This is a genomic window from Dongia deserti, assembly GCF_003574735.1.
Classification (GTDB): Bacteria; Pseudomonadota; Alphaproteobacteria; order Dongiales; family Dongiaceae; genus Dongia_A; species Dongia_A deserti.
This window is the reverse complement of the sequence record NZ_QORW01000002.1, coordinates 210,811-226,861: the sequence shown is the minus strand read 5'-3', so window position 1 is coordinate 226,861 and position 16,051 is coordinate 210,811. Positions and strand designations below refer to the sequence as shown.

Annotated in this window: 13 protein-coding genes; 2 read left to right on the top strand and 11 right to left on the bottom strand. The window is 66.0% G+C overall.

What is annotated here, in order from left to right; genetic code table 11:
• The first annotated feature begins 90 nt into the window (after nucleotides 1-90).
• Nucleotides 91-1,047, top strand: coding sequence for a LysR family transcriptional regulator (locus DTX69_RS04070; RefSeq protein ID WP_119300224.1), 957 nt, complete (start codon nucleotides 91-93; stop codon nucleotides 1,045-1,047).
• 159 nt (nucleotides 1,048-1,206) lie between these two features.
• On the opposite strand, the gene DTX69_RS04065 is transcribed toward DTX69_RS04070, so the two are convergent.
• Nucleotides 1,207-1,863: a DUF1127 domain-containing protein gene (locus DTX69_RS04065; RefSeq protein ID WP_162916635.1), complete on the bottom strand. Its 657-nt coding sequence runs from the start codon at nucleotides 1,861-1,863 to the stop codon at nucleotides 1,207-1,209.
• Between the two features lie 225 nt (nucleotides 1,864-2,088).
• Here DTX69_RS04065 and DTX69_RS04060 point away from each other — a divergent pair, with 225 nt between their 5' ends.
• Nucleotides 2,089-4,095 (top strand): aminopeptidase P family protein, encoded by a 2,007-nt coding sequence (locus DTX69_RS04060; protein ID WP_284735535.1) that lies wholly within the window; start codon nucleotides 2,089-2,091, stop codon nucleotides 4,093-4,095.
• Nucleotides 4,096-4,149: 54 nt separating this feature from the next.
• On the opposite strand, the gene DTX69_RS04055 is transcribed toward DTX69_RS04060, so the two are convergent.
• The 10 genes from DTX69_RS04055 to murB form a co-directional block, all read right to left on the bottom strand.
• Entirely contained in the window at nucleotides 4,150-4,647 is a 498-nt protein-coding gene (locus DTX69_RS04055; protein WP_162916633.1) for a hypothetical protein, read from the bottom strand.
• A 173-nt stretch (nucleotides 4,648-4,820) separates the two neighbouring features.
• Nucleotides 4,821-5,327 carry a hypothetical protein gene (locus DTX69_RS04050; protein WP_119300221.1) on the bottom strand — a complete coding sequence of 169 codons (507 nt, stop codon included), beginning with the start codon at nucleotides 5,325-5,327 and terminating at the stop codon, nucleotides 4,821-4,823.
• Nucleotides 5,328-7,421, bottom strand: a complete 2,094-nt coding sequence (ligA, locus tag DTX69_RS04045; RefSeq protein ID WP_119300220.1) for an NAD-dependent DNA ligase LigA — start codon at nucleotides 7,419-7,421, stop codon at nucleotides 5,328-5,330.
• A 66-nt stretch (nucleotides 7,422-7,487) separates the two neighbouring features.
• Nucleotides 7,488-9,155, bottom strand: coding sequence for a DNA repair protein RecN (gene recN / locus DTX69_RS04040; RefSeq protein WP_119300219.1), 1,668 nt, complete (start codon nucleotides 9,153-9,155; stop codon nucleotides 7,488-7,490).
• 18 nt (nucleotides 9,156-9,173) lie between these two features.
• On the bottom strand, nucleotides 9,174-9,962 hold the full coding sequence (locus DTX69_RS04035; protein WP_456073055.1) for an outer membrane protein assembly factor BamD: 789 nt from the start codon (nucleotides 9,960-9,962) through the stop codon (nucleotides 9,174-9,176).
• 227 nt (nucleotides 9,963-10,189) lie between these two features.
• Nucleotides 10,190-12,004: a cell division protein FtsZ gene (ftsZ, locus tag DTX69_RS04030; protein WP_119300217.1), complete on the bottom strand. Its 1,815-nt coding sequence runs from the start codon at nucleotides 12,002-12,004 to the stop codon at nucleotides 10,190-10,192.
• 30 nt (nucleotides 12,005-12,034) lie between these two features.
• A complete protein-coding gene (ftsA, locus tag DTX69_RS04025) occupies nucleotides 12,035-13,294 on the bottom strand; it encodes a cell division protein FtsA (RefSeq protein ID WP_119300216.1) in 1,260 nt (419 codons plus the stop codon).
• A complete protein-coding gene (locus DTX69_RS04020) occupies nucleotides 13,291-14,196 on the bottom strand; it encodes a cell division protein FtsQ/DivIB (protein WP_119300215.1) in 906 nt (301 codons plus the stop codon). The genes ftsA and DTX69_RS04020 overlap by 4 nt, the downstream gene beginning before the upstream one ends.
• Nucleotides 14,184-15,107 (bottom strand): D-alanine--D-alanine ligase, encoded by a 924-nt coding sequence (locus DTX69_RS04015; protein WP_119300214.1) that lies wholly within the window; start codon nucleotides 15,105-15,107, stop codon nucleotides 14,184-14,186. The genes DTX69_RS04020 and DTX69_RS04015 overlap by 13 nt, the downstream gene beginning before the upstream one ends.
• Entirely contained in the window at nucleotides 15,104-16,048 is a 945-nt protein-coding gene (gene murB / locus DTX69_RS04010; RefSeq protein ID WP_284735534.1) for a UDP-N-acetylmuramate dehydrogenase, read from the bottom strand. Before murB ends, DTX69_RS04015 begins: the two co-directional genes overlap by 4 nt.
• Nucleotides 16,049-16,051 lie beyond the last annotated feature (3 nt).

Sequence of the window (16,051 nt, the reverse complement as noted above, 5' to 3'; positions counted from 1 at the left end):
CAAGAGTTGCGCTTGAAGGCAAAGCTAATCTCTTGCCAGTTTCGGCAGAATGCCTGACGATCGGAAGTCACTATTGCGCACAAAGGAACAATGGACAGGATCGAGGCCATGCGGGTGTTTGTGGCGGCGCTGGACGCGGGCAGCCTGGCCGGGGCCGGCCGGCGCCTCGGCCGCTCGCCCGCGGCGGTGTCGCGCGCGATCGCGTTCCTGGAGAACTATGTCGGCACACCGCTCCTGCATCGCACGACCCGCACCATGCGATTGAGCGAAGCGGGCGAGCGCTATGCAGCGGCGTGCCGGCGCGTGCTCACCGACCTCGAAGAAGCGGACATGCTGGCGGCGGGCGAGAGTGCCGCGCCGCGCGGGCTGCTCAGCCTTAGCGGGCCGATCGTGAGCGGCGCGCGCATCCTGCGGCCCATCCTCGATGCCTATCTCGACACGCAGCCGGCGGTGAAAGCGCGGCTGCTTTTGCTCGACCGCAAGCTCAATCTGGTGGAGGAGGGGATCGACGTCGCGCTGCGCATCGGCCATCTCCCTGACTCGAGCCTGATCGCGATCCGCGTCGGCGAAGTGCGGCAAGTGATCTGTGCTGCGCCGTCCTATCTTGCACGACATCCAGCGATCAAGGATCCGAATGATGTCGGTGCTCATCGGATCGTGGCGATGACGGTGTTCGGCGAGGACGCGTGGAGCTTTGCGCCGACGGAGGGCGATCCCGATACCCGCCACGTGCCGATCGCGCCGCGACTCATCGTCAACACGGTGGAAGCGGCAGTCGGCTCGGCGGTCGAAGGCTATGGCCTCACGCGTGCCTTCTCGTACCAAGTGGCCGATGAAGTGCGCGCCGGGAAGCTGGACATCGTGCTGCCGGATGCTGAATCACCGGCCTTGCCGGTGCATATCGTGACGCCCGAAGGCCGCCTCTCCGTGCCGAAGGTGCGCGCCTTCGTGGATTTCGCCGTGCCGCGGCTGAAGGCGGAATTCGCGCGCATGGCGGAGCTGAAGAGAAAGCCGGCGACGGCTAGGACGCCACCGAGTAGCCGCTGACTTCTGGTACAGACGGATGGCCAGGCGGGCGTTTCGGTGCGCCCCGTGCCAAAGCCTCGGCAAAGAAAACAGGCGGTCGCCCCTGGTGAACCCTGGGCGAACCGCCGGTGATATGGGACGTCCCGCAATCGCAGAGGGGACGCTCGAGCAGATCTCGCTTTAGGCCACGCGCGGCGTGTGGCCGGTCGGCTGATTCCGGTTGGCGGCCTGGACCGCCTTGTGGGCGACTTCGCTCGCCAGCCAGTCGATGTCGCCGCGGACCACGCCGATGTCGAGCAGCATGCGGTCCTCAAGCTTGTAGAGCTGGCTGGCGGTCTGACGGGCGCGGTTCCAGGCGGCGATCGGCGCAACCAGGTCCAGCGCCACCGCCGGATAGGACACCGACTTGTGCACGCCCTTCACAACGTTCGCAATCTCCCACCGGGCCACGCCGATGTCGGCGAGCATCCGGTCATCCAGCGCGCTCAGCGCATTGAAGGCATAGCGGCGCTTGTTCCACAGCACGACCGGAGCGATCACCAGGTCGTGGAGCATCTCCACGAAAGCCGTGCCCAGGCTCTTGCCGGCCGGGATGGTCACGCTCTGCGCGGCCACAGCCGGAATGTCACCGCGGGTAAGGCCGATGTCAGCCAACTCGCGATCGTTCAGCGCGGCCAACTCCCGCGCAATGGCGTTGAGCTCCAGCGTGCGGCGCACGGAGGTGATAACGTGCTTGGCGAACACCGCGAGGGCGCCAAAGCCGGTCTTACGGGTAGTCGCTTCCGGCATATCCGCGCGGCCAAGCACTACCTTCTCATTTGCAGTCGTCCGATACATGATCTCAGTCATCCGATGTTTGGTGTAGGGCTCTGTTGCCCCGTAATCACGAGTGAGAATGTAGGGATTAACCGATCGATCAGGCAGGGGTCTTGCTGCATTGCAGTAATGCGGGAAGCGCATACGAAATCGCTAATTGTCGTTAACTTTGCATGGCTTATGGCGGAATTGTGACCCCGCGCACGGTGCTTCAAGGCGCCTTTCGGGTGGAAAGAAGGCAAGGGCATGAACGAACACGCAACGCGTTCCCAAGCGGTCGCCTCCGCGATCGAAAATATCAAGCTGAACATGAGCTTAACCGAGTTCGAACAGCTGCTGGACGGAGCCATCGCAGCCCCCGAGGGGGAGCGCTCGGAGGAGTGGATCGCGCTGGTTGCGCCGGGTGCCGATGCGGACACCAGGCGCCGGCTGGTCACCGCCTATGCAAGCTGGGCAGAAGCCGCCAAGGCGCAGGCGCGACAACCCGTCTCAGCCCGTCTTGCTGCACTGCGAAAAGAACTCGCCAGCCAGCAGCTGGACGGTTTCCTGGTTCCCCGGGCCGACGAGCACCAGGGCGAGTATGTCCCCAAGCGGGCCGAGCGGCTGGCCTGGATCAGCAATTTCACCGGCTCGGCGGGCCTCGCCGTCGTGCTCAAGGACAAGGCGGCGATCTTCGTCGACGGCCGCTACACCATCCAGGTGCGCGAGCAGGTCGATGCCCAGCTGTTCGAGATCCGCCACCTGATCAATGAGCCGCCCGAGGCCTGGATCGCCGGGACCCTGAAGAAAGGCGAGATACTGGGCTTCGATCCCTGGCTCATTACACCGGATGCGGCGCAGCGCTACCGCGAGGCCGCGCGCAAGGCTGGCGCGGAGCTGAAAGCCGTCGACCGCAACCCGCTGGACGCAGCCTGGGCGGACCAGCCGCCGGAGCCGATCGCGCCGATCTGGCCACAAGACACGCGCCATGCCGGCATGAGCGCGGGTGAGAAGCGGCAGCTGATCGCCAGCAAGCTGAAGGAAAAGGGCCAGGACGCGGCGGTGATCTCGGCACCGGACTCGCTTGCCTGGCTGCTCAACATCCGCGGCGGCGACGTGCCGCGCACGCCCTTCGCCCTCGGCTACGCGATCGTCGACAAGGAGGGCAAGGTCGATCTGTTCGTGGATCCGCGCAAGCTCACGCAGGAAGCGCGCGCCCATCTCGGCAACGAAATCGCGGTGCAGCCGAAGAGCGGCTTCGTGCCGGCCTTGGATTCGCTTGGCAAGCAGGGCGCGGTGGTCGCGGTCGATGCGATGACGGCGGGCGTTGCGATCTTCGACCGGCTGAAAGCGGCGGGTGCCAAGCCCGCCGTGGGCGAGGATCCGTGCGCGCTGCCCAAAGCGTGCAAGAACCCCGTGGAGATCGAGGGCGCGCGGGCGGCACACCGGCGCGACGGCGCCGCGGTCTCGCAGTTCCTGCACTGGCTCTCGATCGAGGCGCCGAAGGGCGGGCTCGACGAGATCGCGGCGGCAGAGAGGCTGGCGGAGTTCCGCCGGCGCAACGACCTGTTCCGCGATTTCTCGTTCGACACCATCTCGGCCGCGGGGCCGAACGGCGCCATCTGCCACTACAAGGTGACGGAGAAGAGCAACCGGCCGATCCCGGTCAACTGGCTCTACCTGGTGGATTCCGGCGGGCAATATCTCGACGGCACCACCGACATCACGCGCACCATCGCGGTCGGGCAGGTGACCCAAGAGATGAAGGACCGCTTCACCCGCGTGCTGAAGGGCCACATCGCGCTTGCCACCACGCGCTTCCCGCGCGGCACCACCGGCAGCGCGCTCGATTCCATCGCGCGCCGCCCGCTGTGGGAAGTCGGCCTCGACTATGACCACGGCACCGGCCACGGCGTCGGCTCGTACCTCTCGGTGCATGAAGGCCCGCAACGCATCTCCAAGATGCCGAACCGCGTGACGCTCGACGTCGGCATGATCATTTCCAACGAGCCCGGCTACTACAAGGACGGAGAGTACGGCATCCGCATCGAGAACCTGGTGACGGTGATCGAGGACAAGCAGCATCCCGGCATGCTGTGCTTCGAGACGCTGACCCTGGCGCCGATCGACCTCAACGCCATCGACCGCAGCCTGCTGACGGCCGACGAAGTGGCATGGCTGAACGCGTACCATGAGCGCGTCCGCCAGACGATCAAACCGCTGGTCGATCCCGCGACGGCGAAGTGGCTGGAGGGTGCGGCGCGGGCGATCTAGGTGCCGCTGGCACCAGCCCTGCTCAAAGCAGCGCCGCCCCCGGAGGGCTGAGATCTATTCCATCGCGCGCAGGGTCGCGCGTTCGCGCTCCTGAAAGAGCCGCCAGGCGCGGCGCGGCCGGATCGCGATGCGCCAATGCAGCGCGCCCATCAGCGCGCCTGCGGTCGTGAAAGGCAGGCTAAAGGACAAAGCCACGCCGAGTATCCTGTTGGACTCCCAGAACAGAGTGCCATCGTTCATTGCGAGGACTAAGGTAGCGAGCGCGCCGCCGATGACGAACCCGAGGCTTCCGCCCGACGCGATGGCCAGCCAGCCCGCGTCCCTCCCGCGCCGCGCGAGCCACGCGAGGAGGATCGCGTTGATCGCGGCGGCGGGTACCGAGCCGACCAGGCCAGCAAGCGTGCTGTAAAGGAACATCTCCGCCAGGTCCTGCAGGTCCATGCCCGAGATGAAGAAGGGAAAGGCTCCCTGGAGCACGAGCCCGGCCATGAACAAGGTCCACGTCACGGACCCAGCAAGAACCGCCGTCACGAACGCCGCGAGTAGCGCCAAGCGGACCGTCCGCGGCGCCATCGGGTGGCGCCGATCATGCCGCGCTATGGCGGACGCAGCGTCCATGCAACGGCTCCCTCAGGCTTTGGTCGGTCGCATCTTCAGCGGCGATTGGGGCGCCATCACGGCAGAATTTCGATAGACTTGGCTGGCGCGCGGCTGCGCCATGGCGCTCATTCCATCGCGCGAATAGCCCACGCATCCTGTTCCACTAGCGCGCGCATGCGGCGATGACCGCGAATTGCCACAACCCAGTAGAGGGCGCTCAGCAAGATGCTGAGCCCAATGATTGCCGTGGCACCTCTGATATTGAGGAACCTGAGGCCGGGCCATTGTCCAATTAAGGAAAGCGCGGTGACGTAGAGAGCAATGGAACCGAGCATACTCCCCGACAGCGTTGCGAAGAAAAAAGAGTCCTTTCGCATTCTGCCAAGCACGTGAATGCCGGAAGCGATCAGCGTCGTCGCCGGCAACACCATGATCGAGATCGCAGCAAATTTGAAGAGAAGGGAATCCGGCGAGTGCCGAAGGCGGGCGGCCGCATAGGTCACGGACGCACCCTCAATCGCGTCGACGAAGAACTCCAAGAGAAATACAAGTGGACCCGCCGCAAGGCTGCAGCCCGCAACAGCCAGGAGTCGCACGAGAGCGAATCGGGCAGCCTTGCTCAAGGGTTTCATCTACCCCCCAATCAACTCCAGCCACGCATCCTCGCTCAGCATCTTGACGCCTAGCTCCTGCGCCTTGGCGGCTTTGGAGCCGGCGTCTTCGCCGACGATGACGTAGTCGGTCTTCTTGGAGACGGAGCTCGCGACTTTCGCGCCGAGCAATTCCGCGCGGGCCTTGGCTTCGTCGCGGGTCATCTTCGAGAGCGCGCCGGTGAAGACCACGGTCTTGCCGGCGACGGGCGAATCGGCGGCGCGCGGCGCCTGGACCTCGTCGACCGTCACTTCCTTGGCGAGGGCATCGAGCACCTCGACGTTGGGCTTCTCATCGAAGAAGTCGAGGATATCGTTAGCGACCGATTCGCCGATCTGGTCAATGTTGACGAGGTCCTGGTATTCCGGGGTTTCGCGGTCCTTGGTGGCGGCCAGCATGGCGTGCCGCCAGTCCTTCAGCGTGTGATAGTGCCGCGCCAGCAGCTTGGCGGTCACTTCGCCGACCTGCCGAATGCCAAGCGCATAGATGAAGCGGTCGAGCGGCACCGTCCGCCGCGCCTCGATCGCGTTCAGCAAATTGCTCACAGAAGATTTACCCCAGCCTTCGCGCTCCTCCAGTTCCCCGCGCCGGTGGTGAAGCTTGAAGATGTCGACCGGCGTCTTGATCAGGCCGTCGGTGTAGAAGGATTCAATGTGCTTGGACCCCAGCCCTTCGATGTCGAAGGCGCCGCGCGAGACGAAATGGCGCAGCGTCTCCATCGCCTGGGCGGGGCAGATGAGGCCGCCAGTGCAGCGGCGCACCGCTTCGCCTTCCTCGCGCACGGCATGGGAGCCGCAGACTGGGCAACGATCCGGGAACTTGTATTTGGGCCCGCGATTCTTGCGATCGGCATCGACCACGCCGACGATCTGCGGGATCACGTCGCCGGCACGCTGCACGATCACCTTGTCGCCGATGCGGACGTCCTTGCGCTCGATCTCATCCTCGTTGTGCAAGGTCGCGTTCGAGACCACGACCCCGCCCACCGTGATCGGCTCCAGCTTGGCGACGGGCGTCAGGGCGCCGGTGCGGCCGACCTGGATCGCGATAGCATTGAGCGTGGTGACTGCCTGCTCGGCCGGAAACTTGTGCGCGATCGCCCAGCGCGGCGCGCGCCCGACGAAGCCCAGGCGGTTCTGCATGGCAATGTTATTGACCTTGTAGACGACGCCGTCGATGTCGTAGTTGAGGTCGGCGCGCTTCTTCGTCATCTCGTCGTAGAATTCGAGCGCGTCATCCAGCGTCTTTGCGACGCATATCTCGGGGTTGACCGCGAAGCCCCATGTGCGGAGCTGCTCAATGGCCTCGGAATGCAGCTTCGGCTCGTTGCGCCAGCCCTCCGTCGCGCCCATGGCATAGGCGAAGAACTTCAGCGGCCGCGACCTGGTGATGTTGGGATCGAGTTGCCGCACCGAGCCGGCGGCCGCGTTGCGCGGATTGGCGAAGACCGGCTCGCCCGCCTTCTCGCGCTCCTTGTTCAGCGTGAAGAACGCATCGTGCGGGAAATAGACCTCGCCGCGAATCTCGATCAGCTTGGGCGGATGCGGATCCTTCAGCTTGTGCGGGATGCCGGCCACATGCTTGAGGTTCGCGGTGATGTCCTCGCCCACCGCGCCGTCGCCGCGGGTCGCGCCGATGGTGAGCGTGCCATCCTCGTAGCGCAGATTGGCGGAGAGGCCGTCGATCTTCGGCTCGACGTTGAGCTCGATCTCGCCATCGTCCTTGCGGCCCAGGAAGCGGCGGATGCGGCCGATGAAATCCGCCACGTCCTCGCGGTCAAACGCATTGTCGAGCGAGAGCATCGGATGCAGGTGCTTGACCTTGCCGAAGCCGGCGGCGGGCTCGGCGCCGACGCGCGTGGTGGGTGAATCGCTCCGTATCAGGCTGGGGAACAGCCCCTCGATCGCCCTGTTGCGGCGGACCAGCGCGTCGTATTCAGCGTCGCTGATCTCCGGCGCATCCTTCTGGTAATAGAGCTTGTCGTGGTGGGCGATTTCCTTGGCCAGCCGCTTCAGCTCGGCCTTGGCCTCGGCGGTCGTCAGCTCTTCCGGGGCCTTCATGGCTTCTTTGTTCATGCCTTACTCACTCGCGTGCTGTGAGGCACCTACTCTGCTTTCTGTGCCTGCCGGCGAATGTCAGTGCTATTTCGCATCCGCCAGCAGCTTGTCGGCGGCGGCACGGGCTTCGTCGGTGATGGTGGTGCCCGCCAGCAGGCGCGCGATCTCTTCCCGGCGCTGCCTCTTGTCCAGGGCGGTGACCGTGGTAATCGCGTTGTTACGGAAGGTCTCCTTGGCGACCGACCAATGTTGGTCGGCGAGGGCCGCGACTTGCGGGGAGTGGGTGATGACCAGCATCTGGAAATGCTCCGACAGGCGCTTCAGCCGCTCGCCCACAGCGGTCGCCGTGGCGCCGCTGATGCCGGTATCGACCTCGTCGAAGATCAAGGTCTCCGCCGCCTGGCCTCCCGCCAGCACCACTGTCAGCGCCAGCATGAAGCGTGCAAGCTCGCCGCCTGACGCTACCTGCTCGATCGGCGCCGGCGGCGCGCCGGGATTCGTCGAGACGACGAAGCTGATCTGGTCCCAGCCTTCCTCGCCCCAGCGCGGTTCGTCCAGTTTCTCGAGTTGCACCGTGAAGCGCGCGCGCTCGAGCTTGAGTGGCGGCAGCTCGTCCCGGACGGCGGCCTCCAGGAACTTGATGGCGCGACTGCGGCCCTTGCACAGCGACTCCGCCGCGGCCACATAAGCCTCACGCGCCTTCTGCTCCGCCTCGCGCAGCTTCGCGATGTCGCCGCCCTGGTTCTCGAGGGAGGCGAGCTGCTTCTTCAGCTCTTCATGGAGTTCGGACAGCCCGTCGGGCGTGGTGCGGTGCTTGCGTGCCAGGTCGCGCAGCAGATAGATCCGCTCTTCCAGCTTCTCCAGCCGCTGCGGATCCGCGTCGATGGACGCGATCAGGCGCTGGAGCGAGGCGACGCCTTCCGTGAGCTCGATGGACGCGCGGTCGAGGGCGGCAACGGCGGACTCGCCTTCGGAACCGAGCTTGTCCTGAATGCGCTGCAGCCGCCGCAGAGCGGAGGCAAGGCTGCGCTCGGTCCCGCGATCGCCCGAGAGATCGGAGATGGCGCCGTTCAGCGCTTCAAGCGCCTGCTCGCGATTGGAGAGCCGCGCGCGCTCCGCCGCCAGCTCGGCCTCTTCGCCGGGCTTGGGCGCGGCGAGATCGAGCTCGGCGACCGCGTGGCGCAGGTACTCCTCTTCGCTACGCGCCTTGTCGGTCAGGGCCGCGGCCTCGGCATGTTCTTGCTTGGCCTTGCGCCAGGCGGCGAAGGCGCCCCGTGTTCGCGCGACATGGTTCTCCAGCGCCGCGAAGCGATCCAGATGGCCGCGGTGAGTCGCGACGTCCAGCAGTCCATGCGCTTCGAACTGGCCCTCGATCTCCACCAGCAGGTCACCCAGTTGCCGCAGCAGGCCGATGCTGATCGGCTGGTCGTTGACGAAGGCGCGCGAGCGGCCGTCGCTGCCGACCTGGCGGCGCAGGATGAGGTTCTGACCGGTCTGCAAGCCTTGCTCGGCCAGCAAGGCCAGCGCCGGATGGTCCTCCGGCAGCGAGAATTCCGCGGTCACCACCGCCAGGCTGGCGCCGCTGCGCACCAGGCCGGATTCGGAGCGCGCGCCGAGCGCGAGCCCCAGCGCATCCAGCAGGATGGACTTGCCGGCGCCGGTTTCCCCGGTCAGCACCGTGAGACCCGATTCGAACGTCAGGATCAGCTGCTCGATCAGGACGACGTTGCGAATGGCGAGTCCTGTCAGCATGAGGGAGCGAACCTGCGGTTAGAAGGCGCCTTGCAGCCAGGAGCCCTCGTCGGGTTCCTCCGGCTGGAGGTTGCGTGATGCCAGCAATGCATAGGAATCCAGGTACCACGCACTGCCCGGATAATTATAACCGAGTACCGCACCTGCCGCCTGCGCCTCGTCGGTGATGCCAAGAGAAAGATAAGCCTCCACCAGGCGGTGCAGGGCCTCGGGCACATGGGTCGTGGTCTGGTAGCGCTCCACCACTGTGCGGAAGCGGTTGATCGCGGCCAGGAACATGTCGCGCTGCAGATAATAGCGTCCGATTTCCATCTCCTTGCCGGCGAGGTGATCGCGCACCAGGTCGAGCTTCAGGCTGGCGTCGCGGGCGTAAGGCGTGTTGGGGAAGCGCGCCACCACGTCGCTCAGCGCGCGCTGCGCCTCCTCGGTATTGCCCTGGTCGCGTGTCACGTCGGCGATCTGCTCGTAGTAGCAGAGGGCGCGCAGATAAAAGGCGTACGCGGCGTTGCGGTTGCCGGGGTGCAGCTGGATGAAGTTCTCAAGCGCCGGGATCGCGCTGTCGTAGTCGTCCATCAGATAATAGGAGTAGGCGGCCATGATCAGCGCCTGGGTTGCCCAGGAGGAATAGGGATGCTGGCGCTCCACCTCCTCGAACATGCGCGCGGCCTGGGGCGCGCGGCCCTCCTCCAGCGCGTTGAGGGCGTTGGTGTAGAGCACCTCCGCCGGCTGCTCGGGAATCTCAGGCTCCTCGCTAGCGCAGGCGGCCAGCGCGATCGCCAGCCCGGCGCACAGAGCGACACTCCTCAAGAGACCAGGCATCCGAAAACCCATAATTCTGCTGCTTCCTTCCCCAAATGCGGGGCTGACTATAGAGGTCGGGCAAGGTCCGCTCAAGCTTCTCAAGTCCTTGAAAAACAAAGAGCCCGAAACCCGGGCGAACCGGATTTCGGGCCAAGTCGAGGCTACCTCAGAGGGGCCGGTGAACGCTGCGGAGGATGCGGCGGTCACCAGCCCGGACACGTCACGTCACGCCGTCAATTGGCCTGCCGCCGGAGGAAGGCCGGGATGTCCAGCATGTCCTCCTCCTGCCGGCTGAGCGACATGCGGTCGGCCGGGTCCAGCTGCAGCTGCGGCTGGCTCAGGACCGGCTCGGCCCTCCGGTCGCTCTGGCGTTCCGCCTGTGGCCGTGGGGCCTGCGGTGCGGGTGGCGCCTTAGGCGTTGGCTGACCGGTCAGACGGCTGGTCACCTTCTCGAACAGGCTCGGCGCGCGCCGCCGCTGCTCGGCATGCGGCGGATCGACCGTTAGGTTCGGCGGCTGCACGGCCGGTGCCTGCGGTGACGGCATCTGCATCGATGACGCTTGCGCCGGCGCTGCAGCTTGTGGGGCCGGCGCGGACTCCGGCTGCGGTGCCCGGGCTTGCGGAACCACCGGCTCGGCGACCTGCGGCTGCATGCGCGTCGCCGGTTCGCTCGCCGGCGGCGCCATGAAGGGCTTATCGTCGATCGGGCGCTCGACTCGCGCCACCGGACGTGCGATCAGGCGATCCAGCGCCGCCATCTCATCCTTCAGGATGGGTTGACGCGCGGGCTGCGCCTGCAACGCGGTGGCACCCATCGTCGGATGCGTCATCGGTTGCTGCTGGCCAGTGCTCATGGTCGGCTGCGCGACCTTGGGCGTGGTGACCATGCCGAAGCCGGCGGCGGGGCGTGCCTGAGGTGCGACGGCGTGAGCTGCCATTGGCGAAGCCGCCGCAGGGGTGAAGCCGGTTTCGGTGCGCGCGACCGCGCGATCGCCAACATCACCGCCGGGCTGCGTCATCACCGGCACGGTACGTGGCACCAAGCTGAGGTTCGCGCCCGGACGCGGCTGCGTGACGGCCTGGGCATCGATGCCAGTCGCTACCACCGAGATGCGAATCCGGCCCTCGAGCGTCTGGTCGAAGGTCGAGCCGAAGATGATGTTGGCGTCCGGGTCGACCTCGTCGCGGATGCGGTTGGCCGCCTCGTCAACCTCGAACAGGGTCATGTCCATGCCACCGGTGATGTTGATGAGGACGCCGCGCGCGCCCTTCATGCTGATCTCGTCCAGCAGCGGGTTGGAGATCGCCGCCTCGGCGGCCGCGATCGCGCGGTTGTCGCCGGAGGCCTCGCCGGTGCCCATCATGGCCTTGCCCATCTCGCTCATCACCGCCCGGATGTCGGCGAAATCGAGATTGATGAGGCCCGGCATCACCATCAGGTCGGTGACGCCCCGCACGCCGGAATAGAGCACCTCGTCCGCCATCTTGAAGGCGTCGGCGAAGGTGGTCTTCTCGTTGGCGATGCGGAACAGATTCTGGTTCGGGATGATGATCAGCGTGTCGACATAGCTCTGCAGCTCCGTGATCCCGGACTCCGCCATGCGCATGCGGTGGGAGCCTTCGAAATGGAAGGGCTTGGTCACCACGCCGACGGTCAGGATGCCCTGCTCCCGGGCGATCTGAGCGACGACGGGGCCTGCGCCCGTGCCGGTGCCGCCGCCCATGCCCGCCGTGATGAACACCATGTTGGAGCCGGCGAGCTGCTCGGCGATGTCGCGCACCGCCTCCTCGGCAGCCATGCGGCCGACATCGGGCCGCGCGCCCGCGCCCAATCCCTTTGTCACGGTGGAGCCGAGCTGGATGCGCCGCTCGCACTGGCTCTGCTGCAAAGCCTGGGCGTCGGTATTGGCGACCAGGAAGTCGACTCCCTCCAGCTTGGAGCGAATCATATTGTTGACTGCGTTGCCGCCGGCGCCGCCGACACCGACGACCGTGATCTTCGGCCGGATGTCGAACGGATCCTGGGGTAACGAGAGGTTAAGAGTCATGAGGTGCCTCCATTTTTTCAAGGTTGGTGGTCAGAAGTTCTCCTTCAGCCACAAACCGATTCGCCCCAGGAAACCCGATGCATGGGCTTCGCTGCCGCGCGCCGATCTTGGCTGTTGGGATTCGCCTTCAAGCGCAAATGTGAGGAGACCGGCTCCCGTCGCGAACGCTGGACCGCCGGTCGCGTCGGCCAATCCATGGACCCGGATCGGCCGACCCATGCGCACTTGCTTGTCGAGCACCAGGGCAGCGAGCTCTCTCACACCACTCAGCTGACTGGCGCCCCCCGTCAAGACGACGCGCCGTCCTGCGATCTTGTCAAAGCCGCTCGATTCGAGTCGAGAGCGAACGAGCTCGAACGTCTCTTCAAGTCGCGGTTGGACGATGCCGATCAGAATTGATCGGGGAATTTGATTGGCGATGCCGGTTTCCTCTTCGCCGACCTGCGGCACGTGGATGATCTCGCGCTCATCCGCCGGCGTCGCGATGCAGTTGCCGTAGAGCGTCTTGATGCGCTCGGCATGCGCCAGTGGGGTCGAGAGCCCGCGCGCGATGTCGTTGGTGACGTGACCGCCGCCGATGGGAACGGAGTCGGTGTAGACCACGTGACCGTCGAAGAAGACGGCGAGGGAAGTAGTACCGGCACCCATGTCGATGACCGTGACGCCAAGGTCCATTTCGTCATCGACCAGAGAGGCGAGGCCGGCGGCATAAGGCGACACCACGATCGCGCGCGGCTCCAAATGGCAGCGCGCGACGCAGGTGGTGAGGTTCTTCACCGCGCCGGCCGCCGCCGTCACCACATGCATGTCGACGCCAAGCTTTTCGGCGAACATGCCGCGCGGGTCGCGAATCCCCTTGGACCCGTCGATCGAATAGCTGACCGGGATCGAGTGGATGAGCCGCCGGTCGACAGCCCCTTGGACCTGGGCGCCCTGCATCAGCACACGGTGCAGGTCGTGGTCCGCCACCTCGCGGCCGGAGATCGGCACCTCGACTCCGATCGTCTGGGAGGCCGGATAGCCGCCGGAGAGGTTGATCACGACATCCTGGATGGTGTCGCCCGCCATCTGCTCGGCCGCATGGACGGTGGTGCGCAGCGCGAGCTCGGCCTGCTCCATGTCGATGATGGCGCCGTTACGCACCCCGCGGGAGATCTGGTGCCCGATCCCGGCGATGCTCGGCCGGCCGTCCTCCGCGATGCGCGCGATGAAGCAGCAGATCTTGCTGGTGCCGATGTCGAGTGCGGCGATCAAGCCATTGCGCGGTGCGACGCGCGTCTTTTTGATCATGTTGCCTTGTCCTTTGGCTTGTCGCCCCCAGGGGCTTTGGAATCGTCAGGCAGGTCTGGGTGCGCGCGCCGCACCACCACCTGATCGGGCAGGCGCAGGTCGATGATGCGCACGTCCTTTTCCAGGAGGCCGTGTTGCTTCTGCAGCGCTGCGAAGCGCGACCAAGCCGACGCCGGATTGTCCTCCGGCAGCTTCACGTCGGTGCCGTTGTCGAAACGCAGGTTCCAGCGCCGCTTGCCGACGAACACGGCGGCGGTGACCCGCTCCCTGAGCTGCGGCTCGCGTGCCAGCAGGTCGAACAGGGCTTCGGCATGGGTGGGGGCGTTGTCGCCCACGATCACCAGCAGCTTGGAATATTTCGCGAGGTCGGCAGTCTCGATCACCTTGCCGGCGCGGCTGACCAGGAACAGCTTCTGGCTGCGCTGCCACAGCGCCATCGGCTCCGCTTCCTCCACCGTGACCAGCAGGCGGTCGGGATAGCGTCGTTCAATCTCCGCCGACACGATCCAGGGCAGGGCGATCAGGCGTTCGCGCATGGCATCGATGTCGAGCCCCAGCAGCGGCGCGCCGCGCGGGGCGCCCAGGGCGGCGACGATGTCCGCTTGCTTGGTCTCGCCGCGGCCGTGGACTTCTACGATCTGCAGGTTGAGCCCGGCATCCGCCGTCGCTTCCAGCGCGACATCGGCCACCGCGGTCCATTGGCGCTGCAGCCAGCCGGACTCGACGCCCCACAGCAGGCCGCCGCCCAGCGCGGCGCAGGTGCCGAAGCCGATGCCGAAGCGGATGACCCAGCGCAGCCACGCAGGCTGCGGCCGCTTGCGTGGCGGCACGACGTTGCGTGCCGCCGCTGGATTGCCGCGGCCGCGCGCGATTCTGACCGCCGGGGCTTCTAGGCGTCGCATGCGGCGTGCTCCACCATCCAGGACACGAGCTCGGGATAGGAGATGCCAAGGTGCTTGGCCTGCTCCGGCACCAGCGACAAAGCGGTCATGCCGGGCTGGGTGTTGATCTCCAGCAGATACAGCTTGTTGATGTCGTCGCCGTTGCTGTCGTCGTAACGGAAGTCGCACCGTGTCACGCCGCGGCAGCCCAAGGTCTGATGCGCCACCAGAGCCGTGCGCATCGCTTCCGCAGCGATATCTTCGCGCAGCGGCGCCGGGCACAGATGCACCGTGAGCCCACTCGTGTATTTGTGAGCGTAGTCGTAGAAGCCTGTGTCGGGCTTGAGCTCGGTGACGGTCATGGCGCGGTCGCCCATCACCCCAACCGTGAACTCGCGGCCCTGGATGAACTCCTCCGCCAGCACATATTCGCCGTACGGCCACTCGATGCCGTCAAACGGCCGCGCATTGTCGCTCTGCTTGATGATCTGCACGCCGACGCTGGAGCCTTCGTTGGCCGGCTTCACGACGTACGGACGCGGCAGCGGATCGCCCTTCAAGACCTGCGACTTGTGCAGCAGCACGCCCTTGGGGCAGCGCAGGCCGACATCGGCGAACAGCCGCTTGGCCATCGGCTTGTCCATCGCGATCGCCGAGGCCATCAACCCGGAATGCGTGTAGGGAATACCGATGAAATTGAGGATGCCCTGGATGTTGCCGTCTTCGCCCCAGCGGCCGTGCAGCGCGTTGAAGATGACGTCCGGCTTCTGCGCCTTGATCGCCTTGATCAGCGCCGGGACATCGCGCGTCACGTCGATGGTAGCGACCTTGTAGCCGGCCTCCTTGAGGGCCGCCGCGCAATTGGCGCCGCTGTTCAGCGAGACCTCGCGCTCCGCCGACGGGCCGCCCATCAGGACCGAAACGCGCTTCATTCTTCCTCTCCATTCGCGATGCGCGCCCGCGCCGCCGGGCGCCCGATGCGCTTGATTTCCCAGGCCAACTCCACGCCGCTCCTGTCGCGCACGCGGCGACGCACTTCCTCGCCGAGCGATTCGATGTCGGCGGCATTTGCATCGCCGGTGTTGATGAGGAAATTGCAGTGCTTCTCCGACACAATGGCGCCGCCCTTGCGCAGGCCACGGCAGCCGGCCTCGTCGATAAGCTTCCAGGCCTTGTGGCCTGTGGGATTGACGAAGGTGCTGCCGCCGGTGCGGGAACGGATTGGCTGCGTCTCTTCGCGCTTCGTCTGGATCTCCTGGATGCGCGCGTGGATGGCCTTCGGATCATCCGCGTGACCGGTGAACGCGCCGGCGACGAAAATCCAGTCCTCCGGCACTGCGCAGTGGCGGTAGGTGAAGCCCATCTCCGCTTTGCCCAGGCGATGCAGCGTGCCTTTTGCGTCGAGCGCATCGGCATGCTGGAAGATCTGCGAGACATCGCATTCGTAGGCGCCGGCATTCATGCGCAAGGCACCTCCGATGGTGCCTGGAATACCCGACAGGAACTCGAGCCCGCCGATCCCGGCATCGCGCGCGGAGAGTGCTGCGTTGAGGTCGAGCGCGCCGGCGCCGGCCTCGATCGTGGTGCCGTTGGCGCGGATGTCGGTGAAGCCGCGGCCGAGCCGGATCACCACGCCCTCGATGCCGCCGTCGCGTACCAACAGGTTGGAGCCGACGCCGATCACCATCACCGGCACGTCGTTGGGCTTGTGCTTCAGGAAGTGCGCGAGATCTTCGACATCGGCCGGCCTGAACAAGACGTCGGCGGGGCCGCCGACGCGGAACCACGTCACGGCAGACAGGGCCGAGCCCGCGCTCAGACGGCCCCGCACTTGAGGCAGGCGATCGATCAGCGGTGTGTCAGCAACTGCCATGGC

What these genes read in the sequence shown, in the direction of transcription:
- DTX69_RS04070 (WP_119300224.1), top strand. Translation starts at nt 91, where the DNA reads ATGGACAGGATCGAGGCCATGCGGGTGTTTGTGGCGGCGCTGGACGCG.
- DTX69_RS04065 (WP_162916635.1), bottom strand. Translation starts at nt 1,863, where the DNA reads ATGTATCGGACGACTGCAAATGAGAAGGTAGTGCTTGGCCGCGCGGAT.
- DTX69_RS04060 (WP_284735535.1), top strand. Translation starts at nt 2,089, where the DNA reads ATGAACGAACACGCAACGCGTTCCCAAGCGGTCGCCTCCGCGATCGAA.
- DTX69_RS04050 (WP_119300221.1), bottom strand. Translation starts at nt 5,327, where the DNA reads ATGAAACCCTTGAGCAAGGCTGCCCGATTCGCTCTCGTGCGACTCCTG.
- ligA (WP_119300220.1), bottom strand. Translation starts at nt 7,421, where the DNA reads ATGAACAAAGAAGCCATGAAGGCCCCGGAAGAGCTGACGACCGCCGAG.
- recN (WP_119300219.1), bottom strand. Translation starts at nt 9,155, where the DNA reads ATGCTGACAGGACTCGCCATTCGCAACGTCGTCCTGATCGAGCAGCTG.
- ftsZ (WP_119300217.1), bottom strand. Translation starts at nt 12,004, where the DNA reads ATGACTCTTAACCTCTCGTTACCCCAGGATCCGTTCGACATCCGGCCG.
- ftsA (WP_119300216.1), bottom strand. Translation starts at nt 13,294, where the DNA reads ATGATCAAAAAGACGCGCGTCGCACCGCGCAATGGCTTGATCGCCGCA.
- DTX69_RS04020 (WP_119300215.1), bottom strand. Translation starts at nt 14,196, where the DNA reads ATGCGACGCCTAGAAGCCCCGGCGGTCAGAATCGCGCGCGGCCGCGGC.
- DTX69_RS04015 (WP_119300214.1), bottom strand. Translation starts at nt 15,107, where the DNA reads ATGAAGCGCGTTTCGGTCCTGATGGGCGGCCCGTCGGCGGAGCGCGAG.
- murB (WP_284735534.1), bottom strand. Translation starts at nt 16,048, where the DNA reads ATGGCAGTTGCTGACACACCGCTGATCGATCGCCTGCCTCAAGTGCGG.